Origin of the sequence: Cognaticolwellia aestuarii (assembly GCF_002000025.1) — a bacterium.
GTDB classification, from domain to species: Bacteria; Pseudomonadota; Gammaproteobacteria; order Enterobacterales; family Alteromonadaceae; genus Cognaticolwellia; species Cognaticolwellia aestuarii.
The window spans coordinates 1-25,189 of record NZ_MUZV01000019.1 but is presented as its reverse complement, the minus strand read 5'-3'; the positions used below and the strand labels follow the sequence as shown (position 1 = coordinate 25,189).

The 25,189-nt window shown below is 37.8% G+C and carries 19 protein-coding genes and 1 riboswitch; of the genes, 3 read left to right on the top strand and 16 right to left on the bottom strand.

All coding sequences use genetic code 11. The features are described 5' to 3' along the window. Window positions 1-19: 19 nt before the first annotated feature. From B0169_RS18475 to aroG, 9 genes are all read right to left on the bottom strand, one after another. Window positions 20-1,120 (bottom strand): phosphotransferase, encoded by a 1,101-nt coding sequence (locus B0169_RS18475; protein WP_143323605.1) that lies wholly within the window; start codon window positions 1,118-1,120, stop codon window positions 20-22. 44 nt (window positions 1,121-1,164) lie between these two features. Beyond that, window positions 1,165-1,836, bottom strand: coding sequence for a nicotinamide riboside transporter PnuC (pnuC, locus tag B0169_RS18470; RefSeq protein WP_077288383.1), 672 nt, complete (start codon window positions 1,834-1,836; stop codon window positions 1,165-1,167). After that, window positions 1,836-2,102, bottom strand: coding sequence for a hypothetical protein (locus B0169_RS18465; RefSeq protein WP_077288410.1), 267 nt, complete (start codon window positions 2,100-2,102; stop codon window positions 1,836-1,838). Before B0169_RS18465 ends, pnuC begins: the two co-directional genes overlap by 1 nt. A gap of 94 nt (window positions 2,103-2,196) precedes the next feature. Continuing rightward, entirely contained in the window at window positions 2,197-4,332 is a 2,136-nt protein-coding gene (locus tag B0169_RS18460) for a TonB-dependent receptor (RefSeq protein ID WP_077288382.1), read from the bottom strand. A gap of 135 nt (window positions 4,333-4,467) precedes the next feature. Beyond that, window positions 4,468-4,582, bottom strand: a riboswitch (TPP riboswitch). Between the two features lie 119 nt (window positions 4,583-4,701). After that, a complete protein-coding gene (locus B0169_RS18455) occupies window positions 4,702-5,070 on the bottom strand; it encodes an HIT domain-containing protein (protein ID WP_077288381.1) in 369 nt (122 codons plus the stop codon). Window positions 5,071-5,186: 116 nt separating this feature from the next. Then, entirely contained in the window at window positions 5,187-8,285 is a 3,099-nt protein-coding gene (locus B0169_RS18450) for an efflux RND transporter permease subunit (RefSeq protein ID WP_077288380.1), read from the bottom strand. Next, on the bottom strand, window positions 8,282-9,574 hold the full coding sequence (locus B0169_RS18445; protein ID WP_077288379.1) for an efflux RND transporter periplasmic adaptor subunit: 1,293 nt from the start codon (window positions 9,572-9,574) through the stop codon (window positions 8,282-8,284). Before B0169_RS18445 ends, B0169_RS18450 begins: the two co-directional genes overlap by 4 nt. Then, window positions 9,574-11,133 carry an efflux transporter outer membrane subunit gene (locus tag B0169_RS18440; protein ID WP_158077130.1) on the bottom strand — a complete coding sequence of 520 codons (1,560 nt, stop codon included), beginning with the start codon at window positions 11,131-11,133 and terminating at the stop codon, window positions 9,574-9,576. The genes B0169_RS18445 and B0169_RS18440 overlap by 1 nt, the downstream gene beginning before the upstream one ends. Window positions 11,134-11,647: 514 nt before the next feature. Then, window positions 11,648-12,706, bottom strand: coding sequence for a 3-deoxy-7-phosphoheptulonate synthase AroG (aroG, locus tag B0169_RS18435; RefSeq protein WP_077288377.1), 1,059 nt, complete (start codon window positions 12,704-12,706; stop codon window positions 11,648-11,650). Between the two features lie 223 nt (window positions 12,707-12,929). On the opposite strand from aroG, the gene add reads away from it, so the two are divergent. The 3 genes from add to deoD all read left to right on the top strand — a co-directional run bounded on the left by add (window position 12,930) and on the right by deoD (window position 15,000). Further along, window positions 12,930-13,934 carry an adenosine deaminase gene (gene add, locus B0169_RS18430; protein ID WP_077288376.1) on the top strand — a complete coding sequence of 335 codons (1,005 nt, stop codon included), beginning with the start codon at window positions 12,930-12,932 and terminating at the stop codon, window positions 13,932-13,934. Window positions 13,935-13,999: 65 nt separating this feature from the next. After that, complete coding sequence (locus tag B0169_RS18425; protein WP_077288375.1) at window positions 14,000-14,170, top strand: XapX domain-containing protein; 171 nt, start codon at window positions 14,000-14,002, stop codon at window positions 14,168-14,170. Window positions 14,171-14,295: 125 nt separating this feature from the next. After that, the gene (gene deoD / locus B0169_RS18420) at window positions 14,296-15,000 is read left to right on the top strand and encodes a purine-nucleoside phosphorylase (RefSeq protein WP_077288374.1); all 705 of its coding nucleotides are present in this window, start codon (window positions 14,296-14,298) and stop codon (window positions 14,998-15,000) included. 161 nt (window positions 15,001-15,161) lie between these two features. On the opposite strand, the gene B0169_RS18415 is transcribed toward deoD, so the two are convergent. From B0169_RS18415 to B0169_RS18385, 7 genes are all read right to left on the bottom strand, one after another. After that, on the bottom strand, window positions 15,162-17,078 hold the full coding sequence (locus B0169_RS18415; RefSeq protein WP_077288373.1) for a bifunctional diguanylate cyclase/phosphodiesterase: 1,917 nt from the start codon (window positions 17,076-17,078) through the stop codon (window positions 15,162-15,164). Window positions 17,079-17,082: 4 nt separating this feature from the next. Next, complete coding sequence (locus B0169_RS18410) at window positions 17,083-17,793, bottom strand: transglutaminase-like cysteine peptidase (protein WP_143323603.1); 711 nt, start codon at window positions 17,791-17,793, stop codon at window positions 17,083-17,085. A gap of 6 nt (window positions 17,794-17,799) precedes the next feature. Continuing rightward, window positions 17,800-18,438: an OmpA family protein gene (locus B0169_RS18405; protein ID WP_235838637.1), complete on the bottom strand. Its 639-nt coding sequence runs from the start codon at window positions 18,436-18,438 to the stop codon at window positions 17,800-17,802. Then, complete coding sequence (locus B0169_RS18400) at window positions 18,431-19,828, bottom strand: TolC family outer membrane protein (RefSeq protein ID WP_077288372.1); 1,398 nt, start codon at window positions 19,826-19,828, stop codon at window positions 18,431-18,433. Before B0169_RS18400 ends, B0169_RS18405 begins: the two co-directional genes overlap by 8 nt. A gap of 35 nt (window positions 19,829-19,863) precedes the next feature. Then, the gene (locus tag B0169_RS18395) at window positions 19,864-21,237 is read right to left on the bottom strand and encodes an HlyD family type I secretion periplasmic adaptor subunit (protein WP_077288371.1); all 1,374 of its coding nucleotides are present in this window, start codon (window positions 21,235-21,237) and stop codon (window positions 19,864-19,866) included. After that, window positions 21,234-23,408 (bottom strand): type I secretion system permease/ATPase, encoded by a 2,175-nt coding sequence (locus B0169_RS18390; protein ID WP_077288370.1) that lies wholly within the window; start codon window positions 23,406-23,408, stop codon window positions 21,234-21,236. Before B0169_RS18390 ends, B0169_RS18395 begins: the two co-directional genes overlap by 4 nt. 98 nt (window positions 23,409-23,506) lie before the next feature. Beyond that, on the bottom strand, window positions 23,507-25,189 hold a 1,683-nt coding region (locus B0169_RS18385), incomplete at its 5' end, for a tandem-95 repeat protein (protein WP_143323602.1).

The window sequence follows — 25,189 nt, the reverse complement described above, 5'->3', positions numbered from 1 at the left end:
ATCGTAGGATCTAGACACCTTATCTCATTTCGAGTACGAGATTATGTAACTCAGGGTAGCGCTGAGCAAGTAGTTGCAGCTGTTCAAGTGCCAAGTTTTTGTAATCTAGTTGCTTTCTGGCTTGATATTCAACAAAATACCACAAGCAATTGATTAAAATAGATATTTCATAGTAACGCGTAACCAAGTCTATAGATAAATACACAGAATCTATCGCGTTAACGCTGGAATTTTCTACAGTTTCACTGCAATTATTTTGCTTTTTAAACCGACCTAGACAGCGTAAATAATCTTGACAAATTTTCCGAATTTTATTCGCTTCAATACCGTTAACAGCCATCATCATGGCTAGGTCATATTCAGCAGGTGCGATACAAGCACACTCAAAATCTACTAAGAAACAATCATCATTATTTAGCGATAACAGGCCATTGTTAGCAATCAACACATTACTAAAATTCGCATCTCCATGACAAAATACTTGTGTAATATCAGTTGATTGCTCATCAAGAATATGCCGCAAGTTTTGCTGTAAGTGTTCAGATAACTGTGTCATTTGCTGATTTTGCAAATGGCTAAGATTAAGCTGCTGTATTAAAGCATTGATAACAGCAAAAATATTAAGCACTGGTAAAGTCGATAACGCGACTTGTTGCCCTTTCATTGGCTTAAGTCGCTCAGCTTCTGCTGCATTGTTTTTTTCGCTAGCGATAAACTGACTTACTTGCACATGCCCTATATCAATTTGATGACATTGCATTAACAAATTGAGTGTCTGTGTTATCTTTTTATTTTTTGCTAAGTCTACTTGTTGCAGTCCTTGAGCGGCTATAAATTCGGTTATTAGCCAATGTTTACCTGCGTAAAGCACTTTCGGTGATATGCCATAGCCTGAAGCTAATTCACTGGCAGTCACTTCAGCATAGTTATCTGCAATATACTTGGCAAAATAACGCTGTTTTGCGGTATCAACTTCAAAACAAGTTTGGCTTAAACCCGCTTCAATCACTCGAATATTGCTCACGGTTAGTGAATTAAAACAAGGCAACTGGCATAGCGCTATTGCCAGCTCTTTATGTTTGTTGCCTAATGACATTATTCTTGCATGATCTAGGCTCAAAAATGCTCCTTTAAACGTTGATTAAATATTACAGTAATAGCGCTTTATCCGGTTACGGACTGATGACGATAAAGCTCAGTAGTATTCTGATTTAATTGTTCTTTATATTTTTTACGCCATTGCCAATAACCATAACTGGCTAAAACAACATAAGCAGCAAACAGTGCCGCGGTAGGAATCAATGACTTTTCGATATAAAGATAAATTGAAACAAAATCTATGACAATAAAATATAACCAATTTTCTAGTACTTTTTGGGTCACTAAATAAGTAGCAAATACCGCAAAAACCGTTGTTGCACTATCAAGATAAGGAAAATGTGTTGGTGTATAGGTTGCCATTAACCAACCAAGCATTATCGACAATAAAGTTAGTACCAGAATTGCTATACTATGACGTTGCAGCGACCATTGACTATAAAGGAGTACTTTAGCGGCTGTACTTTTACTCTGGGTGTTTTTCTGCCAGCAAAACCAACCATAAACGGCCATCAATAGATAATACAATTGCAGTGCGCTATCCATCCATAAATAGACGTCATAAAAAATTACTGTGTACAAGACTGTACTCAATATAGCGGCAGGCCAACACCAGATATTACCTTTTGCGGCTAACAGAACGTACAACAAAGATGCGGCAACAGCAATCAACTCTAATGCGGGTAACGTAGTAAAATAAGTCATTATTTCACTGGCTGCACTGGCGAAATTAGCCATTATGATTCGGCTTCAACAACTGAGCGATCACCGCCAATAAATTTACAAACAAATACCGCCGCATTTAAGGTTTGATGTACGTGTTTAATTTCAGCCATGACATGACTAGTCGCTAAGTCATAATCGCCAAAAACTTGTGTACTCATCCCATTAGTGACCACATCTAAGCCTTCAACTAATCGTAAGCGTTTAATAAACGACCAAATTTCAGTTTTAAACTTTTCTTCAGCTAATGGATACAAACTAATTTCAATAGAGATTTTCATATGGCTATTTATTTCCAATGATTTGGTTAAATTAACAAGCCTTGTTGAGTATTTACTGTCAACAAGGCCGTATTTCATCTAATTTGTAGGCAAATTAGAAATTATAATCGACCGTTAGTCCTACTTGTCTCGGTGCTCCGTAGCGAACATACTTCTTGGCTTGCCAGTCTAGATCGGGTTCATTACCAAAGAAAAAGCCACGGGTAGCCACTTTTTCATCTGTTAGGTTTCTCGCCCAAAGTGAAACTGACCAATCAGCAAACTCATAGCCTACTTTCGCGTTCAACAAGTTTGAGCTTGTTGATTTTTCGCTATGGCTATCAGAAAAATAAAAATCGTCCTTACCTGACCACTGAAAATTGGCCATCAAACCGTCATCATTGCGATATGTTGCCCCTAAGCTAAAAGTATAGTTTGGCGCATGTGCCAATTCACGGCCTGAAATATCAATAGAACTTCCGTATTTATCCATATAAGCATAATTGTCATAACTGGCGTTTAAATAACCCACCGTTGAGTCAATGGTTAAATTATTAGTGACTTGATAGTTCAATTCAAGCTCTAAACCATAACTGTTTGAACTAGTAGCATTTGCAGTATAGATAGTAAATTGCTGTGGCTTATCAGGGTTTTGTTGAGACGCGTTAACTTGTTGATCTTTACGGTCCATATAAAATAACGCTAAGCGAGTGTTTAATGTATTATCTAATAAGCTCGACTGCAATCCCAACTCGTAGTTGATCAATGTTTCAGTATCAAATTCTTTATATTGGCGTAACGGTTCAGGCAATCCCATATTAAATCCGCCCGCTTTATAACCTTTCGCTAAACGAACGTAGGCAGAATGCTGACTGTTGATGGCTTTACTTAATGCAATATGTCCGCCCCACATGGTTTCCGACGGATCAAATTCATCACCAATACTGTCGGTATATTCTACTGAGCGCCTTTCTACACGTAGACCAAAAGAAACTTGGTGACCATAGGCTAAAACACTGTCTAATTGGGTAAAAATGGCGTAGTTGTTAGCCGTGTACTCAGATGTTAACACTTCATCAGGCCAACCATTATATGATGAGTCTAAATCATTGCTCTCATCGAGCTCACTAAGATAGCTACCTACTAACCATGCGGTTGTATTATCAAAGATACGAGATGATTCGTTAGAAATTAATCGAAACTCTTGTGACCAAACATCCCTTTCAGCTTTTTTATCCCATAAATAGTTGTAATCACAAGGTACAATAGCATCATCGTCAGCACATGATTTACTGGCCCAGTATTCATCATTTGCCCAGTCACCGTCATAGGCATGTTGATGGTTAGTTGTGGTATAGCTACCAATGGCTTCAAAAGTCGCAAACGCAAAACCTTGATAGCTAAATTTTAATGCCGTACCGTGTGATTTTTGCGTATCTTTACCTGGATCATCAGTTAAGGTGTCAAAACCATTATTATCTAATGTCCAAGCATCAAAGCCATTATCGTTATCGGCAAAAAGGTAAGTTAAGTCGATTGTTAAATCGTCATTTGCCAGGTAACGCAGTTTAAATTTACCTGAAAACTCGTCAATAGCATTGGTATCATCTTGACCGAGGTAGATATTATCACGGTAGCCATTTTGTTGATGTTGCTCTAGCGATACACGATAGCTGAGAGCATCACTAATAGCCCCTGAGCTATAACCGGCAAGGGTAAATAAATCGTCATTTCCAACCGTCGCCTTAAAGCCATGCTCGGGTGTTTGGCTTGGATCGTTTGATTTGATATACACTAATCCTGCGAGTGCATTAGCACCAAAACGCGCGCCTTGTGGACCTCTCAACACTTCAACTTGTTGAACATCATACATAGAAGCCGCCATGCCTAAACCTGAAAGGTTTATATCATCAACAATAAAGCCCACTGAAGCATTTGGAGCACCACGATATTCTGAACGCTCACCAACTCCCCTTATTTGCAGGTATTTAGGCCGTGAAGTACCACCAGAGAAATTTAAGTTTGCGACACCTGTAATTAACTCTTCAAAGTGCTGAATGGCTTGATCATTAATTTGTTGTTGATCAATAACAGCAACGCTCGTGGGTACTTGCGCTAGCGATTGTTTTTTGAAGCTCGAGGTGACAGTGATATGTTCAATATCATCAGATGTATTAGCCTGAGATAAATTTGGCAAAGAGCATAAAGCAGTGGTTATGGCAATTGATAAGGCAGATTTACAAATATTCATTATGATCTCATAGATTCGATTAAGAAGTCGTTATGGGATCCGGCATGTGGGAAGTTAGAGAGCTGTTCGTTAACAAACTGTATCATCATAGCTGTCGCACAAGCTAACAGTAAAATGTAATGATACAGAATGGAAGGCGATTAGCGTAACCATTCCTACGCCGGTACTATCCGGTTCAGGTTCTAAGGGTTCGCTTCGCATCTCAGCCATCAAAATCATTAACGATTTCAAGGCACCCCTTGGTTCGGTGTGCATACTAACAATATTTATTTAAATGTACAGTGGAAAAGCTTAATTTTACGGTATAAGTTAGATTGGATTATCTTGACTTAATTACTTTAGCATTAAATCACCGTGTTACATGCAAGTTTACTTCGGTGCTAGCATACGCCCTAATGGTTGTCCGCCAACTAAATGCATATGGATATGATAAATTTCTTGGCCGCCATGCTCTCTACAGTTCATGATCAAACGATAACCATCTTCAGCTATTCCCTCTTCTTTTGCCAATTTCTTTGCGACGGTAAACATCCGGCCAATCGTTAATTCGTCTTCTGTCTCGATATCATTAACCGTTGGTATAAGTTTGTTGGGTACAATTAAAATGTGGCTCTTCGCTTGCGGGGTGATATCACGAAATGCAGTAACAAGCTCATCTTGAAAAAGTAACGGTGCTGGAATTTCTTGGCGAATAATTTTGGAAAATATGGTTTCTTCTGGCGCGTGATTATCTGCCATTTTTTTTGCCTTATATTTTGATTGTATTTAATTGATAGTTTAACGATTGTTAAGCGAATGACAATGTAAAATGTCACTCGCTTAAACTCTGTGCGTTATCGAAAGCTAGCCATAAGTTAAGTTAACTGTCGAACTAACTTTTCTTTACCGCGCGACGTAAGCCTTTTCATATCTTCAACCAATAAATAATTCACTGGGACAAGTATTAAAGTGATAAACGTAGCGAATATAATGCCAAAACCAAGTGAAACCGCCATAGGTATTAAAAACTGTGCTTGTGTTGCCTTCTCAAATAATAAAGGCATTAAACCAATAAAAGTTGTTAATGAGGTCAACATAACAGGTCGAAACCGTGATTGCGCAGCCATTAATACCGCATCATGGGCTTTCTCACCTAAACGTACTTTGGCATTAATAAAATCAACCAAAACTAAACTATCATTAACCACCACTCCTATTAAAGCCATCAAGCCTAATAAGCTCATAATGGTTAAATCCATCCCCATGATCCAGTGACCAACAATTGCGCCAATAGCACCAAAAGGGATCACTGACATCACAATTAACGGTTGAATATAAGATTTAAACGGTATCGCCAATAAACAATAAATAATAAAAAATACAAACACTAATCCCCAAGCAAGGCTGCTAAATGAGTCTGCTTGTTCTCGAGCCTCACCTTCAAGGCTATAAGTTACTCCCGGATATTTACTCATCAATTCAGTTAAAAATTGATTAAGATCGGCGTTTAATATCGTCATATTTGTAGTGTTTTTATCAATATCAGCCGTGACATTAACCGTGCGATATCGATCAATACGTTTAATAGCTGATGCACTTTTACCCGGTTTTAATGTCGCTACATGTGACAGCGGCACTTTGCCACCTGTAGGTGTATTAATTAACATATCATTGAGCTTTGAAATCGACTGCCGCTCCGATAATGGAAAACGCAACATTACTCTTACATCATCACGCCCACGCTGAATACGCTGTATTTGTGAGCCAAAGTAAGCGTCACGTACTTGTCGCGTTACCGATGCATTGCTCATTCCCATGGCATAGCCTTGCGCCGTCAATTCAATTTGTAATTCCTCTTTACCGTTAGATAAACTGTCAGCAATTTCAAATGCCGTTGGATAAGTACGGATCCGTGCTTTTACCTCTTCAGCAACTTTCTCCAATGTTTTTAAGTCTGTCGCTGAAAGTTGAATATCGATTGGATCACCACCCCGGCCAATTTCGGCTCGAAAGGTAACGCTTTCAGCACCAGGCAGTGGACCAATTAACGCTCGCCACTCTTTGACTAATTGTGCAGTACCAATTCCACTGTCATTTTCATCTGCAGGTAATATTTCAAAACGTACACGACCTTTCGCGTCGCTCGTGATCGCTAAGGTATTTAAGATAATACTGTCACCGTTTTCATCACGGTATTTATCTTGTAAGGTTTTAGCAGCTTTAGACATTTTATCAACGTAAGAATCAACCACATCAAAACTTGTTCCAACTGGCATGGTAATATCACCACGAGCAGTTTCGCTCGCTATGCGAGGAAAAAACACAAAGCGTGTCCAACCACTCATAATAAATGCCAAGATTAAGATAAACACACCGACAAATAATGCGATAGTGGTTAATCGGTTTCTGATCGCTATCGCTAACAAGGGTTTGTAATATTTAAGAATAGCGTTTTCAAAACCATCAGCAAAACCTTGTTGCCAAACGCTAAACCTTGATTGTTTCGTGCTTTCGCTTCGTAGCCGTAATGACTTTAAATGTGAAGGCAAAACAAATTTAGATTCTATTAAACTAAACAACAAAACAGGAATAACAATAACGGGTATTTGCGCAAATAAGGCGCCACGTTGTCCTTCTATAAATGCTAACGGTAAAAATGCGGCAACCGTGGTTAAAATACCAAAGGTGACGGGAGTTGCGACTTCTTCCGTGCCTTTGATTGCCGCTTCAATACCACTAGATGCGGTTTGGCTATGACGGTAAATATTTTCGCCGGTGACTATGGCATCATCTACCACAATACCTAGCACTAATATAAAGCCAAATAAGCTCATAATATTTATCGAAATATCAAAAAATGGCATAACAATAAACGCGCCCATGAAACTCACCGGTATACCAATTGATACCCAAAATGCGATAGATGGACGGAGAAATAGCGTCAATAATAGCAACACCAAAAATCCCCCTTGCAAGGCATTCGTGATCAAAGTATTTAGACGGCTTTTAACAATTTCAGAGTTATCATCCCAGTAACTTAATTTAAACCCTTGTGGTAAAGTGTCTTGACGTTCATCAATATAGTTTTTTACCGCATCAGCGACATCAATAGCGCTTTGATTTCCAATACGGAAAACATCAATCAATGCCCCTTGCTGACCGTTGAAGCGCGCCCTTAAAGGTGTTTCTTCGAAGCCATCAGTTACTTGCGCAATATCTTCTAAATATAAAAAGGTGCCGTCAGTATTGGTTTTGATCACCACTTTTTCAAATTCATCACGTCGATAAGCTTGGCCAATATTTCTAACTAAGACATCGCCACCGTCAGTACGCACATTACCGGCTGAAATATCGACAGAGCTGTTACTAATAGCCGTCGAGATTTCCGCAAGGGTCAGCTGATATTGCTCAAGTTTGCTTTGGTTTACGTCAATACTAATTTCATAGTCACGCACAGCGTCAAGCGACACTTGGGTGATCTGCGGTATACGTAACAAGTCATCACGAACTTGCTCTGCAAATTCACGTATTTCTTTTTCACCATATTCCGATGAAATGGTAACTGAGATCACATCACGAATTCGCTGAGCGATTGCAATAACAGGCTTCTCTGCGTCGACTGGAAAAGTATTAATCGCATCTACACGGCTTTTTATATCAGCAAGTAAATCACGAACATCCGTTGATGAGTCAGCTTCGATTCGAACCGTTGCAGCCCCTTCAACTGAAGTACTGGTAATTTTTTCAATACCTTCCAAGTCTTGTACGGCTTCTTCAATTCGAATGGCAACACCTTGCTCTGCATCTTCAGGAGTTGAGCCGCGCAATACGACAGTGACATTAACGATTTCAGATTCAAATGAAGGGAAAACTTCTAACGGAATACTGCTTTTTATTGAAAATATACCCGCCAACAAAATGCTGATCATCAACAGGTTTGCCGCCACATGATTTTTTGCAAACCAAGCTATCATGACTCAGCTCCTTTAGCTTTTTTAGTGCGATCTTTGCCTTTATCAGCAGCATTATTTTTACCTTGTGTTTTTTTGCCCTCATTCATTCGCTTTTTAGGCTTACCCTGATTTGTGAGCGCTTTACCATCAATACTGCTAACGTTGACAATAGTCCCTGAGGTCACTTGACCTAATGGCGTGAGTACTAATAACTGGTTTGCCTCTAAACCTGATTTTATCATGGCTACGTCATCATTTTGCCATGCAATAACAATATCCTTTCTTTTTAGTATGTTATCTTCTACAACATAAACATAAGTACCTTGGTAAATAGCGCGATTTGGGATAGTTAATGCTGCTTTGATAACCTTACCGTCAATCTTTGCACTGACATATTGCCCAATTTTCAATGGCATACTATCGCTATCATTTTTACCATATGGATCATCTATTTGTGCCACAACAAATAACTGCTGCGAAGCTTCATCAAAAGCACCTTCGGTACGAACCACTGTCCCAAACCAACTTTGACGTGTTGCAAGATCAGAATAAATGGTCACTGCAGGTTGCTCTTGAACAGACTCTTCTTCAAAGCGATTGCTTTCCGGCAATATCATGTAAGGCAAGTCTTTATTTTTTAATGGCAGACGAATTTCAACATAATCAATAGCATATATTTCTGCTAACTCGGTACCAACACTAACTACTTGCCCAACATCTACCGATTTACTTAAAATTCGGCCAGAATAAGGTGCAACAATATTACTGCGTTCAAGCGCGAGCTTAGCCTTTGCTAAACTTGCTTCGGCAGAAAAGACCGTGGCTTGTGCTGCTAGCAATTGAGGTTTACGCAATACCAGGTCAGGCGCTTGCTCACTGTTACCTAAGCGTTGCCAGTCTTGTTTAGCTTGTTCAACACGTGCTTGCTCTTCACTTAGGTTTTGTTTAGCACTAAATAAGCTTGCTTGAGCTATTTTCACTTCAGCAAGTAGATCACGTTGGTCTAATTGTACTAAAACATCACCTTGCTCGAAAAAACCACCGGCTCTAAACTTTGGACTAATACGAATAATTTGTCCTGACACTTGAGGTAATAATTTACTTTGCGTACGCGGTTGAATGGTGCCATAGCTATCAATGGTTAGCGCCAAATCACTTCGCGTAAGTTTTTGCACTTGTACACTCAATTGTGGTGTAGAACTGGGTCGTCCACGTTTCGCTGTTGGCGGGTTACTGGTAACGATATATGCTGCGAATACCAACGCAGATAAAACAATAATTGGGAGTAGTTTTTTTATTTTTACTGACATCATTTATCCATGTTTATTGGCTGAGTTAACGCTGCTTGTAATAAGCTATTTTCACTCTTAGATTGTTGTTGTGCTTGCAGGCTTTCATCAAGGTAATTGCCCCCTAGTGCACGGTAAATTTCTACACGATTTTGTAATAACTGATTGGTAAGTTGTATCACTGTGGTTTGCGCGTCAAAAGAGCGTCGTTGTGACTCAAGCACTGTCGTGTAGGTCACTAATCCACGCAAATATTGATCAAATGATAGTTTTTCTGCTGCTAAAGCATTTTCTTGCGCGGTTACATAATAAGCATAGCGCTGATTTAGTGAATCTCGTTCACTGATGCTATTTTCAACTTCAGCAAAAGCTTGATAAACCTGCTGTAAATATTCTTGCTCTTTTTGTTCTACGGTTAATCGGGCTTGATACTCAAGTGACTCAAGACGGCCTGCATTAAATAAAGGACTTGTGATACTACCGATAAGTGACCACGCTAAAGCGCCACCATTGAGCAGATCACTAAGTTCATCTGCACCATCACTAACACTGGCATTTAAATTAAAGCTTGGGAAGCGTTGTTTGTGTGCAACAGCAAGCCCTGCATCTAAGGCCAATAGCGCTAGCCAATCAGCTTGTATATCAGTTCGCCGGGTTAATAATTGAGCAGGTAAACCTAGTGCAATCTCATCATTAATCACGGGCAGACTTTGCTTCGTCACTTGTTTAGCCAGTGGATAATTACCTAACAACAGCTCAAGTGCCCTACTCGTTGATTGTAGTGTTTGTTGTTGCTCTGCAACACGTGCAAGTTCTTGGTTAACGGAGTTTTTGGTCAGATAGACATCGAGTGCATCATTTAATCCAAGTTGGTATGACGATTGGATCATTGCCAAATTACGTTGCAAATTTTCTGCGCGTTCTTGATATAAATTCAGCAGTTGTTGTGCTTGAATAAAATCAAACCAAGCTTTACTGATATTCGCGACGAGGTTAAGTTTGCTTTCCTTGAAATTGGCTTGCGCTGCGGCATAATTTAATCGGTCTTGGTTTTGTTGATCGGATAACTTACCCCACAAATCTAATTCATACCGCAGATCAATACTAACATCTGCGCTAGTTTGATAACTGGTTGTAGTATCAAGTACCTGTTTACGTCTTGCATTATCCAATGACAACGATAATTCTGGAAAATCGGTTGTCATGCTAACCTTTAAACGCGCTTTAGCAAGTTGCACATTATAACGTTCAGCGTTTAATTGAAAATTATGCGTTAATGCGTGTGTGATCATGTGCTCTAAGGCTTGATCACCAAAGCTTTTTATCCAATTGTCTGACACAGCACTCACGGGATTAGCTTGTGGTGCCTGTGCTTGCCATTGTGCTGGCATATTTTCCTTAAGGCTGTTTTTGGCCTTATTATCAGATAAGCCGCTAGGCGTACTGCAAGCGCTGAGCAATACGGTAAGTATAGTAACCGTAACGCTATTATGCTTGAGCAGCGGAATTTTCCTTAACTTTTGGCTAGATTTTCTTATCTTATCTAGCTTGTTAGTAACGCTATTAGAACGAACTTTCAAAATCTTTCCTCACAGATACAAACAACGTCATTTTACCAGTCGACACTTAAGGCAATTGAGGTTTGAAAAACTACAGTCGAGCCTTATGGGTTATGCAAATAACGGTAAACAACTTAAATGCTAATATACTTAATTTATCAATGATTAAAATATAATTGATATCATGTATTTAGCATTGAACATTGGTTAACTATAATATGACTCGGCATTAAGGCAAACAATGTTCTTTACACTGCTTTACATTATTTTTTGCAAGCAACGATGAATAGCAAGTTTTCTACGATAAACGGTGACATTGCCGATAACACTATGGGCTAACGTCAAGACAATGCAGATAACCTTGCTTTATAAATACAGAATTTATATTACTTAATTAGGGGTGCTGTAAGCTCTGCAAGATTGAGTAATTAAGGTGAGTAATGTCGATAAGCGTAAAAGTAGAGACAGTCAACTATTTTTACGCTTTATAAAGTTATGAGGCAGGCACTAATATTAGTGCCCTTGATGGTTTTGTTTAGGATTTTTCTCGACGCTGCACAACAGCCTGGTCAAGTTCAGCCAACAAGGTTTCTGTGTCTTGCCATCCAATACAAGCATCAGTGATACTTTGACCATAAGTAGGCGCTTTACCTTCAATTAAATCTTGACGCCCCTCAACTAAATGACTTTCAACCATCACACCAAAAATATCATGATTACCCTCAGCCATCTGTTGGCATACGTCTCGACAAACTAGCATTTGATTTTCAAACTTCTTACTACTATTGGCGTGGCTAAAATCAATCATTATATGAGTATTTAGCTTTGATTGGCTTAATTGTTCAGTCACACTTTTAACACTTTCGGCATCATAATTTGTTGTTTTACCACCACGTAAAATAATATGGCAGTCTTCATTACCTGTTGTTTCCACAATAGCGGAATGACCATACTTTGTTACGGATAGAAAATGGTGAGACGCACTGGCTGCGCCAATAGCATCAATCGCGACCTTAATCGTTCCATCAGTACCATTTTTAAAGCCAACAGGACAAGATAAACCAGAGGCAAGTTCACGATGTACTTGGCTTTCAGTGGTACGTGCGCCAATTGCTCCCCAACACATAAAATCAGCCATATACTGGGGAGTGATCATATCTAAAAACTCGCCCGCCGTTGGTAAACCTAGATTATTTAAATCCAATAATAACTTACGACCAATACGCAAACCATCGTTAAGCTTAAAGCTATTATCCATATAAGGGTCGTTAATAAGTCCCTTCCAACCAACCGTTGTTCTGGGCTTTTCAAAATAAACACGCATAACAATTTCGAGTGTATCTTGATATTTTTCACGTAATTTAACTAAACGCTGACCATATTCTAATGCCGCTTCAGGATCATGTATCGAACAAGGACCAATAACCACGAGTAAGCGATCATCTTGATTATTAAAAATTTTACTGATGGCATTTCTGCCAGCAAACACCGACTTTGTTGCTTGTTCTGATGAAGGAAATCGCTCTAATAAAGCGATAGGAGGTAAAAGTTCTTTGATTTTATTAATACGAACGTCGTCGGTTTGTGCAACCATAATATTTTCTCTTTATACTGCGAATAATTTTTATTTACGTCTAGACACCTAGATGATCAATCCCAAATATAATTTATCAGTGTTGTCAGCCTAATAGCAACATAAAATACGAAAAAAGCGGTATAATAAAATTACTCGACAAATGAGTAAAGTTAATCAGCTTAGTTCTATAATACTTTGGTCGATTTTTCATAAAACACATTCATATAGGTTGCCAATAACTATGACCCATTCTCACTTACCTTTAATTGATTTACACCGTCATTTGGACGGTAATATTCGCCCAAAAACTATTTGGGCATTAGCACAACAACATAATATTGTTTTGCCTGAAACAAATTTTGAAGCCTTTATTCCACATGTACAAATTCAAGGTAGTGAAAGCGATTTACTGGCTTTTCTCAGTAAACTTGATTGGGGCGTAGCGGTTCTCAAGACCTTGGATGACTGTAAGCGTATCGCCTATGAGAATGTTGAAGATGCTTTTCATGCGGGTATTCATTATGCCGAGCTGCGCTTCTCGCCTTATTATATGGCAATGAACAATAATCTAGTGGTTGCAGATGTTGTTGCCGCGGTTGTTGATGGCATTAATGCAGCATGTAAAGTATACGACGTAAAAATTAATCTTATCGGTATTTTAAGTCGTACCTTTGGTGTTGAAAAATGCCAGGCCGAGCTTGATGCACTCCTTACTCATAAACAACATTTAATTGCCATCGACCTTGCAGGTGATGAATATAACTTTCCTGGTGAGTTGTTTGTTGATCATTTTAAACAAGTACAAAAAGCGCAACTCAATGTTACCGTACATGCAGGTGAAGCTGCTGGGCCAGAGAGTATTTGGCAGGCAATCAACCAATTACATGCCAAGAGAATCGGGCATGGTGTAGCTTGTCATCAAGATGAAAAGTTAATGGATTTTATGCGAGTAAATAACATTGCCATCGAGTCATGCTTAACGTCAAATTTTCAGACCGGTACAATAAAAGACTTGTCACAGCACCCTATTAAGCAGTTTTTAGCCAAAGATCTATTAGTTTGTCTAAATACAGATGATCCAAGTGTTCAAGGTATTGAACTTAAAAATGAATATCGCCTCGCTCGTCAAACGCTAGGCTTTAATGACAAAGAAATACAGCAACTACAAGAAAACGCTCTAACTGCAAGCTTTTTATCACCGAGCGAAAAAGCAGCATTAAAGCAAAAAGTACAAGATAACGCTTAGTACTGATTGTTGCGCTTGTTAATATCAGGTTAAAATATGCGATTAACAATCAACGAGGAGTACACGTGTTTGAAGTTATTATTGCGACAATAACGGGCATTGTTGTCGGTTTAGTATTTTCATTACTCAAATTGCCAATCCCTGCACCACCTGTTTTATCAGGTATTGCTGGAATTTTCGGCATTTATATAGGTAGTGTCGGTTATCACTGGATCATAGAGCGCTTTTTCAGTTAGAATTCAACTTTAAAAATTTAAAAGACATATCAGTAAAACACCCTTGATAGCGGCTGAATGCAAAATTATCAGCAATGGCTAGAAACTTACTGTGATTGAAACACCATTAACAAAGGTTAACACTCATGGCAACAGCACATATAGAAGCAAACAACGGCGATTTCGCCAAAACGGTACTTATGCCGGGCGATCCATTACGCGCAAAATATATTGCAGATAACTTTCTTGAAGACGTAAAATGCGTAACACGTGTACGTAATATGTTTGGTTATACCGGTACCTATAAAGGTAAACCCGTTTCAGTAATGGGCTCAGGTATGGGCATCCCTTCTATCTCAATTTACGCGACAGAACTTTATAAAGATTACGGCGTAGAAAGTATTATTCGTATTGGCTCTTGTGGTGCAGTACGTGATGACATAAAAGTTCGTGACATTATTATTGGCATGTCAGCAAGTACCGATTCAAATGTTAATCGTTCACGCTTAAATGGTTACGATTTTGCTGCCACCGCCGATTTTGATTTATTACACAAAGTAGTTAAAACAGCCGAAAAAACGGGTAAAGACGTACGTGTGGGTAATATTTTTACTGCGGACTTATTTTATACACCGCAACCTGAAATGTTTGCTTTAATGGAAAAATACGGCATTTTAGCTGTTGAAATGGAAGCCGCTGGTTTATACGGTGTTGCAGCCGAGTATGGCAAAAAAGCGTTAACGGTTTTGACTGTCAGCGATCACATCAAAACAGGTGAGCAAACAACAGCAGATGAACGTGAAACGACCTTTAAAGGTATGATGGAATTAACTTTAGACAGTTTGTTATAGGTTTTTACTACCCCATAACAGGTGCAGTCTAAAAAATGTAAAAAGCCAGTTAATTAACTGGCTTTTTACATTCTAATATAACAATGTGTTTAAAAAATTAAACTTAAAATACTTAAGCTTTATTGGCACTTATAACAAACAATCTAAATTATTTTTGTTATTTACACATCTTCCAGTGGGGATATATAGCCTTGATAACCATCAGCTTTTAATGAACTAAAATTAGTTAATTGTGCTTCGTCTTCTATGCCAGTAATTATCACTTCAATTTTTAAACCTTTAGCTACATTTAATAATGCACGGCATAGCTCTTTACTCTGATTTAATTTTTCATAATAAGCAAATGACTGATCAAGTTTAATATAATGCGGTTGTATTTTTTGTAAGTACTCCAAAGAGCCGATTTGGCGACCACATTGATCAATACCTATTTTCGCACCAGCGGACCGAACTATTTCGGCTAATTGAGAACAGTTTTCAAACGAGTTTATTGCTGCAGACTCTGGAATTTCAAATAATATACGTTCCGGGTATGCTGATCGCTTTAAGAAATCATCAAGCCAATAAATAAATTCTGGATCCTGTAGGCTGTCATGAGTTAAATTGATCGCCACCCCCTGTTTAGCTAGCCCGAGAATATTTTTCTGCTCAATGGTATTCAATAAACATCTATCAAGTTGCGAACCTAAGGATAAAAGCTCAATAAAAGGCATAAACTCAGATGCTGTGACAATTTGCTCATCAATATTTAACCGACAGTAAATTTCTCGTTGTAAGACCTTTTTATTATTTATATTTAAAATAGCTTGCCATTGGAAAATAAAATGGTTGTTATGAATTGCATCAACAAGCTTGCTGCGCCATTGTTCACGACTATATTTTTGTGGTTGATCAGCATCAATCCAATGACTTATTTTATTTTCTCGTTGTGCTTGTTGTAACGCGTTATCTGACTGCGACAGTAAATCTGAACTATCCATGTTGTCTATTCGCTGACTTACGCCCAAGGCAAATCCAGTGTTTGCTGGACAGCCTGCTTTTATAAGCTCCTGATTAACTATTCTAATCAATGACTGTAAATAAACACCTATTTTATGGTGTTCTGCTTTAGTGATCAAAAAAGCAAATTCAGTTTTTGTAATACGCGCAATAATACTTTCAGTAATCTCAGGCAACTCTGTCTTCATTCTATTAGACAACACCCTAATAACTTCATCTCGACCTTGGTATCCATATTTATTATGAATATCTTCAAGCCAGTCAAACTTTGCTAGAATAAGACCACCAAAGCCGGGCTCATTTAGCCAATTATTAATTTGCCCAGATAAATATTCTCGGTTAGGTAATGCGGAGACTTGGTCAATGAGTTTGTCTTCTTTTAATTCATTGACTTCTTCGTCTAATCTAGTAAATATTTGCTTTAACTGACCAGACATTGAATTTATAGCCCCCACCACATCTCTCAATTCTGTTGTTTTTGGCAGGTCAATATCATGTCCAAATTTACGCTGTGCAATTTCTTTGGCTTGTAGTGCGACTTTATGTAGTGGTTTTAAAATACGATTTAATCTAATTCTGATAACAATAATTGAACAGATAAACAGAAACGATAACACCATTATAGTATCGTTCATTACTCGCCATAATTCTTGGTAGCCAAGTGCTGGATGTCCGGAAACTTCTAATGTTGCTAATTGCATCCAACCGGAGGTAATTAAGCTTTGTTTAGATTGCTCTTCAAATAAATCTAAATTAATAAACCATTGAGGTACATTTTGAATAATAACAGGGTTTTCCCAAACCTGTTCCTTACCGTCAACTAACCATTTCAAGGTAACTTTTCGATAAAATCCACCTTCAAAAATAACATTAACTAACGTTTCAGCAGTCGCCATATCGCCAGTCTCTATATGTGGTTTTAGCATCAACCCCAACGATGTTATCGTGTTATTTAAGTCAGAGGACATTTGTTGCTTCATAAAATCACGAGTTTGTGCAAATTGAAAATAAACTAGACTTGACATTACTAATAAAAATAGTCCAAATAGTAATGAGTTTATTTCTCTAGAGAGGGTCATATTCTTAAAACTCCGTTTTTAACTTAGGTTGTTTCAGTTTTGCACTGTTTATACGCTGTCTCAAGTTTTGCCAAAGCTTGAGTTGTGAAGAATTTCCGCTAAGGATCCCACGTCCTTTTTCTTTATTTAGCCAAAGCTGACTTGCATTAAAGCTATAGATGGGGATCAAATCGTTACGCTCACTCGCCGGTTTAATATTGCCATCAAGATTATCTAAGATTAATGGCATGGCACTTGGTGTTTCATAATATGCTAGCACCATATGATACTGATTTAGTTCTATCGCTTTAACCATAGTGATCCTCATCTTTTCATCTGGTATACCTAGTTCCAATAATGTGAAGTATTTGGCAATAGAGTAATCTTCACAATCTCCGCCATTAACACCAATAAACTCAATAGGGGTCGCCCAATAATTACTGACCCCCCAAAGTTTACTGTCATCAATAAACCTAAACATATTGAAAAATTGATTTACTTTCGATAAGTTCTCTTGCGCTGAAGTATCAATGTTATTTCGCATTAATTTAAACCAAGCCTTTCCTCTTTTACTCGCCCTTTTACCATAATGTTCTTCTAGCGATAAAATGATTTTTTTCTCATCGAGGGTTTGAGTAGCTTGAGCAAAAATATCCCTTGCGCACAACAGCGTTATCAAAAGCATATAGCTAGACAACATCAAGCTTAAGGTTTTTTTTGCTTTTATATCAATCATTAAAAGTTAATTAGTTTCATCTACCGTATAGATGGTCCATTTAATTTCATCAACATTTTTCGTATATGATAAATTGGCCATAATACGACGATTTTCTGCATGCGATTCTTCGCTGTCTCCAACTTTTTTCAGACGTTCATAACCATAACCAATTGAAGAAACTCGTGCCTCATCAATATCAAAGTCATTTATCAAAATGTTTGCCACAGCTTTTGCACGATTTTCAGATAAAGTTTTATTAACTAATGCACTGCCTATCTTACTACTATGTCCTTCAATTAAAATATTAATGTCTTGTTGTTCATTCAAGATTTTAGCTAATTTTTGTATTTCTATATAAGCTGAATTCGGGATCACAAAAGAATTATTAGCGAATTTGATATCGACTTCAAAAGGAACAATTTGAGCATTTTTGATACCACAACCATCATTATTGATAGCTGCTCCCAGTAGAGTTTCAGCACATTTATCACGCGCTTTAATAACTCCATCGTTATCATAATCATCCAAATTTTGTAATTGCTCAACAGGTGCCTTTAAGGTCACGATATGAGTATCAGCACAACCAATAATAAATATTGCGCTAAATATAATTGATAAATATTTACACCGGGTTATTTGCTCGGTCAATGCAAGTTTATTCATGGTATGCTCCTTGCCCATATTCATGTTCGCCTTTCCAAGCCGATGATCGCGTTACTCTTAATGAATCGAGTAACTGCCCTGTTGCATTTAATAAGCGATACCTAGCACTTAATTCATTAAAACTAGCATCTAAATAGTCTTTACGTGCTTGAAACAATTCATTTTCTGTATCAAGTAAATCCAATAGGTTTCGTTGGCCAATATTAAACTGCTGCTTATAAGCCACTTGGGTATCTTTAGCTGTAATAACGTGTTGTTTAATATATTTTTTTTGTAAGGCTAACATTTCAAAAGCATTCCATGCTAAACCAAAACTTTCAGTGACTTGACGATGAGCGCTATAATTAATTTCTTTAGCTTCTGATACTTTATAGGCTGCACTTCGTTCATTAGCGATGTCTTTACCTCCAGAGTAAAAGTTATACCTTAATCGCACCATTGCAGTGACATCATTTCTGTGTCCTCCAACATCGGGGCCAAGTCTATTTATACCGCTCTCTCCGGCAATATCATTATCAGAATTAGCTGCTAACTCTAATGATAATTTTGGAAAATAATTAGATTGCACTGCGGTTTTAAATGAGCTTGCTGCTTTAATATCTTGTTGAGCTGATTTGATCACAGGATGAGTCTTAATCGCTAAACTTAAGCCAGTGCTTTTATCTTTTGGTAACATATTGGCATCAGGTACTGGTAACACAAGATTTTCTGGTTGTACGTTAGTTAAACGGATAAATTGTGTTTTGGCATCAAGGTGATTATTACGCGCTGATATCATATTCGACTGAGCTCGTGCTAAACGACCAGTTACCTGCGACAAGTCAGCAATATTACCTAACCCAGAATCTGTTCGTTCTTTTATTTGCTCATAAATTTCTTGATGCGATGCAATGTTGTTTTCTGATAACTTAATCAACTGATCTGTTTTGAGGTAGTTCAAATAGGCTTTACTTACTTGTAAAGCAAGATCTTCAGCACTAGCGAGTAATGTCCATTGCTCTGCGCTTGCTTCAAACATAGTACGATCGACTTCACTACTGGTATACATACCATCAAACAATATTTGCTTAATACTCAGACCAAATTCACCACGGGCTAATTCTGTTTTTCCAGTATCGTTAGATCTTCTATTTGAAGGGGTATCTGTATACTCATAGCCATAGCCTGCCGTTAGGTCAATAGTCGGTAAATAACCTGCAGATGCGCGATTAACATCTTCTTCTTTCGCTTTAAAGCGTGCAAAAGCTTGACGTATATCAGGATGACTATCGAGTGCACTAGCAACGGCTTGTTCTAAGCTCTGCGCATTGAGATTGACAGAGTAGAATGAGGATAAAGCTAACACACTCAATATTGTTTTTTTATTTAAAATAAACATAAAGCTATTCATAAATGTTCCATACTTTTCTTATTATTAATTAAGCGTTATCGTTCTCTTAGCGCGGCTTCATTCGCCCTTAATATAGGATTTAAGATATATTCCAAAATTGTTCGTTTACCTGTGATCACATCAACTTGTGTTAACATACCTGGAATAATAGGCATTTCTTCCCCTTGCTTATTTTTAATGCTTGATGCTTGTGTACGAACCCTTATCAAATAAAAACTGTTACCGTCTTCATCAAGTGTTGTGTCGGCACTGATATGTTCAACTTTACCCGTTAAACCGCCATAACGTGCAAAGTCATAAGCAGTGATTTTTACAACTGCAGGTAAACCAGGATAAATAAACCCAATATCACGTGGCTTTATTTTTGCTTCGATCATCAGTTTATCTTCTGTTGGAACAATTTCAGCTATTGTTTCTCCAGGCTTTATAACACCACCTAAGGTATTTATTTTTATTGTTTTAATTGTCCCTACAACAGGAGATAATATTAATGCTTTAGTAACCTTATCCTGTGCACCGACTTGTGATTCATTAATTCGCGATAATTTGTTTTGTAATTCATTAAGCTCAGCTCTTGTTTCCGATCTATACACCAGCACTGTTTCTCTGCGATTTAATATCGACTCTTGCAAAGCTGATTTTAACTTAGGAGATAACAATTGTACGGCACTTAACTCGCCTTTAAGATCATTGACACTACGTTCTAATTTATAAAGTTCAATTTTTGAAACTATATTCTTCTCTGCTAACGGCTTAGTCAAATCAAGTTCTTTATTAGCTATTTTATAACTAATCTGTAGTGTACTAATTTTTGAGTTTAGTTCTTCTACTTCTTGCTCTTTTTGTTGTATTTTTTGCTCTTGAATAGCGAGTTGGTTAATTAAATTATCAAGTCTTTCAGAGTATTCTTCTTTTTGTCTTACCACCAGCAATTGTGCGTTTTGTTCCAAGTCTTTCGGATAAACTGGAATATTTTTTTTGATTTCTATTTGTCGCTGCCATTGGGTATTATTACCTATTAAGATACTCGATAGTTCAGCTCGAAGTCGAATAACATTAGCTCTTAAACTATCGACTTCTTGCTTTTGTTCTGCAAAATCAGATCTGAAACGCGTGTCATCAATACTAGCGATTGGTTGATTTTTCTTGACCTGCATACCTTCTTGCACAAAAAGTTTTTGCAATACTCCACCATCTAGACTTTGAATAATTTGTACTTGTGTAGAAGGGATTACTTTTCCCGTACCTGAGGTGACTTGTTGTAGTGCCGAAAAATATGCCCAAATCAAAAAACATATAATCAACGCGGCCATTGCCCAAATCGTTAAACGATGCAAACTTGGTACTTCTGTTAACAGAGCCCCATAAACATCATCAGCCATTTCTAGATCTTGTTGACTAACTTTCATGTGTTTAACTCTTGATTAAATTTACCTGCTTTTAGTTGCGTTAACACGGCATCTTTTGGACCATCAATAATTAACTTTCCTTTTTCTAAAACAAGTATACGATCAACTAACTTTAACAGATCCATTTTATGTGTAATTAACAACATCGTTCTATTTTGAGCTGTCGCATTGATAGATTGAATAAATTGCTTTTCTGCCCGTGCGTCGAGGCTGGCTGTAGGCTCATCTAATAGTAAAATTTGAGGCGAGTTGAGTATCGCCCTTGCTAAAACAATCGATTGTCTCTGACCACGAGATAATGAACTACCACTTTCTCCTACTTGTTGATCGAGTCCTTGGCTATCATTGTCTGTGAACACACTAACACCCGAGAGCTGCACAGCTCTTATCAATTGATATTCAGTGACTTGTCGGGTACCAAAAAGAATATTATCACGTATAGTGCCGTGAAATAGTGTTATGTCTTGGGGTAAATAGCCAACATTACGGCGCAAATCACTGGGATGAATTTGATGATGATTTAAACCATCAAATTGTATTGTACCTTTCGTTGGCTGATATAGACCTAACAATAACTTTGCTAAAGTAGTCTTACCTGAGCCATTATGACCAACAATTGCTATTTTTTCTCCCGGTTTGATGTTTAGTGACATTGAGTGTAAAGAGCGCTGATCGCTACTGGGGTAGGTAAAACTAATATTATCTGCACTTATACTGCCCGACAGTGTTGTACGACTAACTAAGTGCGCTTTATCTTCAAATTCACCTTCTTGAGCCATTAATGTATCAAGCTGCTTTAGTGCACTGAAAGTTTGATTTGAGCGAGTCATTAGACCTGCAAGTTTTGCAATAGGTGATATCGCTCTGCCAGTTAACATCACTGCAGCAATAATTCCCCCCATTGAAATTAAGTTATCTGATACACGGTAAACCCCCAAAACTACAACACAAATGATAGATATTTGCACAATAAAACTAGCAAAATTTAATACTGAGTTAGTGATCATTTTAGATTTAAGTAACCAGGTTGCTGTATGCCCAATCATCTGTTGCCATGCATTTTGTACAACACCTTCAGCACCATTTGCTTTAATGGATTCTAAGGAACTCAAACATTCAATTAGATGCCCATGTCGCAGGCTAGAAAAGCGGTTACTTTCATCTATAGCTTTACGCAACTTAGATTGATTTAGTAAGGTGTAACCGATGATCAAGACTGAAGCTATGAGTGGGAACATCACAAGATCACCAGAAACTAACCAAATACATAGCATAAAAAGAATAGCAAAAGGTAAATCAACTAAAGCACTGATTGTCGCAGAAGACAAAAATTCTCTGATACTATCAAACTCGCTGAGTTGTTTCGCCATACCTCCAACACTTAACGATCGCTTTTCAAGTGGAGCGCCAATGACTTTAGAAAACAATTTCGAAGATACTTCAATATCAATTTTCTTTCCTGCCACATCAATCAAATAAGCGCGTAATTGTTTTAAAATCAAGTCAAATATGTAAGCGATAGTGGCACCAACAGCTAATACCCAAAGTGACTCGAAAGCTAAGTTAGGTACTACTTTGTCATAAATATTCATGATAAAGAGAGGTAAAACTAACGCAAATAGGTTTATCATTACCGATGCAATGATTACATCACGGTAAATTGATGATGTATTTTTAATTTTTTGCCACAACCAATGTTCATTGGAGTTCTCAATATGAACGTCAAAGTTTCTGTCACCTCTGTATTGCTGTTTAATTAAAAATAAATAGCCTACAAAGTTTGATTCCAATTCTTCAATAGTCAGTTGCGCTTTACCTCCTGTTTCAGGTAAAGAAACAATCGCTTCATTTTTTTCACTATCGAGCTCTTGAAGAACTAAGGCTTTTTTATTTTTTAGCATTAGAATGCAAGGAAGGAGCATGGAAGGTAATTCATTCAAACCTTTACGCACAAGTTTTGCACTTAAACCAGCACGAGATGCTGCTTGTGGTAAAAGCTCAGGTGTTAAGTTTGTACTTGTAAGAGGCAAGCCAGCAGAAAGTGCATCAGCAGAACATGGATTACCAAAATGCTCAGTTAGCAGTACAAGGCTATCTAATAACGGATCGACACCTAATTTTTGAGAAGCGTGAATTTTCCATTGACTTGATGGTGATACAGTTGATTGCACGAATTATTTGATCCTTTAAAACAAACGACAGTCTAATGACATATTAATATACTATATCATTAGACCATTGAAATCATTTACAAATATTCTCTTTTCGATTATAAAGTATCTATAGGGTCAAGATCAATTGGTAATGGTGTAGCCTCTGGAGGTGTATCACTGATAAGTGTTGCACCTTTGTCTAAGAAACTATTAGTTACAATAGGAACAATATCAAACTCTCCTACAATATTCTCCACGCTCTCTACTTCGATTAAATCGTCAATAGGCAAATCAATACTCTCATTGCCTCCAGCTAAATCTAACCCGCTATCTGCTGAAGTATCGACAATCGTTATAGACTCCTCAAAGTTGATATTAGTTTCTTCGATTAGTAAATCATCTAAGTCATATTCAATGACATATTCATCATTAGTATTAACTAATACTATCTCAGGATTGAGTACAACGTCAGCATTATGTTCACTGGCAGATAAATCAATAAGTGCACCATCAGAAGATGTGGGATCTTCTAGGTTATTGCTAGATACTCGATGAGTGAGGTTGATCGTTAGTGTTGCTTCATCAGTTTCAGGGCTTAACGCATCACCATCTTGTATGGTATAGGTAAATTGTAACAATGGAGGAATAATATTAATATCTATACCTGATGCTAATCTGAAGGTATAAGCTCCAGTATCATTAATAACTAACGTACCAAAATCAGTCACTATTGTAAAAGACGTATGATTGGAATCAAACACATACATCTGCCCTTCATATTCAATTTGTGTCAAAGTAATAGTACCATCGTCGGATGAGTCCGACCTATCACCCGAACTAGCTCGGTTAATTATATTGCCTCGAACGCCGCGGCCAATACTTAAGCCATTATTGTCGTAGTATGAAATATAATTATTATCATCTACAGCATCAGGTGACGTATCACTCACCGTAATAGTCACTGTGGCAATATCAATATCTGTTCCATCACTTAAAGTATAATCAAAACTAGGATAACTAGAGTTGTTAATAAAACCTTGACTATTCTCATATGAGAAGTCACCTTGTGCATTAATAATTAAAATGCCACCATCAATACTAATTGTTGCATTACCATTAGCATCAAATACTAGATCTACACCGTTAACTTGCGTTATTAGCAATACTGAACCATCACCACCATCATTATCAATTATACCGTCACCATCATCATGACTAATAATATTACCCGTTACGATACCTCCTTCTTCAACAACAAAACTATCATCTGTTGCTAATGGTGCGTCGTTGATCGGTGTCACTGAAATAGTTAACGTCGAATCTGTTGCATCACCGACACCATCTAGCACCGTATACGTGACGACCGGTACGGGGCCATTGTAATTTGCATTTGGTACGAAACTGTAACTACCATCAGCATTTAAGGTTAACTCACCTTCCGCTACTACCGCAGTTGAGCCAATAGTATAAGTCACACCACCAATACTGAATTCGGTGATCGACAATGGGCCATCAGTGCTACTCGCATTATCTAAGACATTACCGGTGGCTGTTGTATCTTCTGCAACACTGACCACTTCACTATCATCAAGTAAATCAGACACTGGCGTCACTGAAATAGTTAAGGTTGAATCTGTTGCATCACCGACACCATCCACCACCGTATAGGTGACGACCGGGACTGGGCCGTTATAATTTGCATTCGGTACAAAACTGTAACTACCATCAGCATTTAAGGTTAACTCACCTTCTGCTAATACCGCGGTTGAGCCGATCGCATAGGTTGTGCCTGCAACAGT

Excerpts from the sequence above, each read along its gene's own strand:
- B0169_RS18450 (WP_077288380.1), bottom strand. The coding sequence starts at position 8,285 with ATGATAGCTTGGTTTGCAAAAAATCATGTGGCGGCAAACCTGTTGATG.
- B0169_RS18400 (WP_077288372.1), bottom strand. The coding sequence starts at position 19,828 with ATGAATAGCTTTATGTTTATTTTAAATAAAAAAACAATATTGAGTGTG.
- pnuC (WP_077288383.1), bottom strand. The coding sequence starts at position 1,836 with ATGGCTAATTTCGCCAGTGCAGCCAGTGAAATAATGACTTATTTTACT.
- B0169_RS18395 (WP_077288371.1), bottom strand. The coding sequence starts at position 21,237 with ATGAAAGTTAGTCAACAAGATCTAGAAATGGCTGATGATGTTTATGGG.
- B0169_RS18445 (WP_077288379.1), bottom strand. The coding sequence starts at position 9,574 with ATGTCAGTAAAAATAAAAAAACTACTCCCAATTATTGTTTTATCTGCG.
- deoD (WP_077288374.1), top strand. The coding sequence starts at position 14,296 with ATGGCAACAGCACATATAGAAGCAAACAACGGCGATTTCGCCAAAACG.
- B0169_RS18410 (WP_143323603.1), bottom strand. The coding sequence starts at position 17,793 with ATGATTGATATAAAAGCAAAAAAAACCTTAAGCTTGATGTTGTCTAGC.
- B0169_RS18405 (WP_235838637.1), bottom strand. The coding sequence starts at position 18,438 with ATGAATAAACTTGCATTGACCGAGCAAATAACCCGGTGTAAATATTTA.
- B0169_RS18455 (WP_077288381.1), bottom strand. The coding sequence starts at position 5,070 with ATGGCAGATAATCACGCGCCAGAAGAAACCATATTTTCCAAAATTATT.
- B0169_RS18415 (WP_077288373.1), bottom strand. The coding sequence starts at position 17,078 with ATGACCCTCTCTAGAGAAATAAACTCATTACTATTTGGACTATTTTTA.
- B0169_RS18465 (WP_077288410.1), bottom strand. The coding sequence starts at position 2,102 with ATGAAAATCTCTATTGAAATTAGTTTGTATCCATTAGCTGAAGAAAAG.
- add (WP_077288376.1), top strand. The coding sequence starts at position 12,930 with ATGACCCATTCTCACTTACCTTTAATTGATTTACACCGTCATTTGGAC.
- B0169_RS18460 (WP_077288382.1), bottom strand. The coding sequence starts at position 4,332 with ATGAATATTTGTAAATCTGCCTTATCAATTGCCATAACCACTGCTTTA.
- aroG (WP_077288377.1), bottom strand. The coding sequence starts at position 12,706 with ATGGTTGCACAAACCGACGACGTTCGTATTAATAAAATCAAAGAACTT.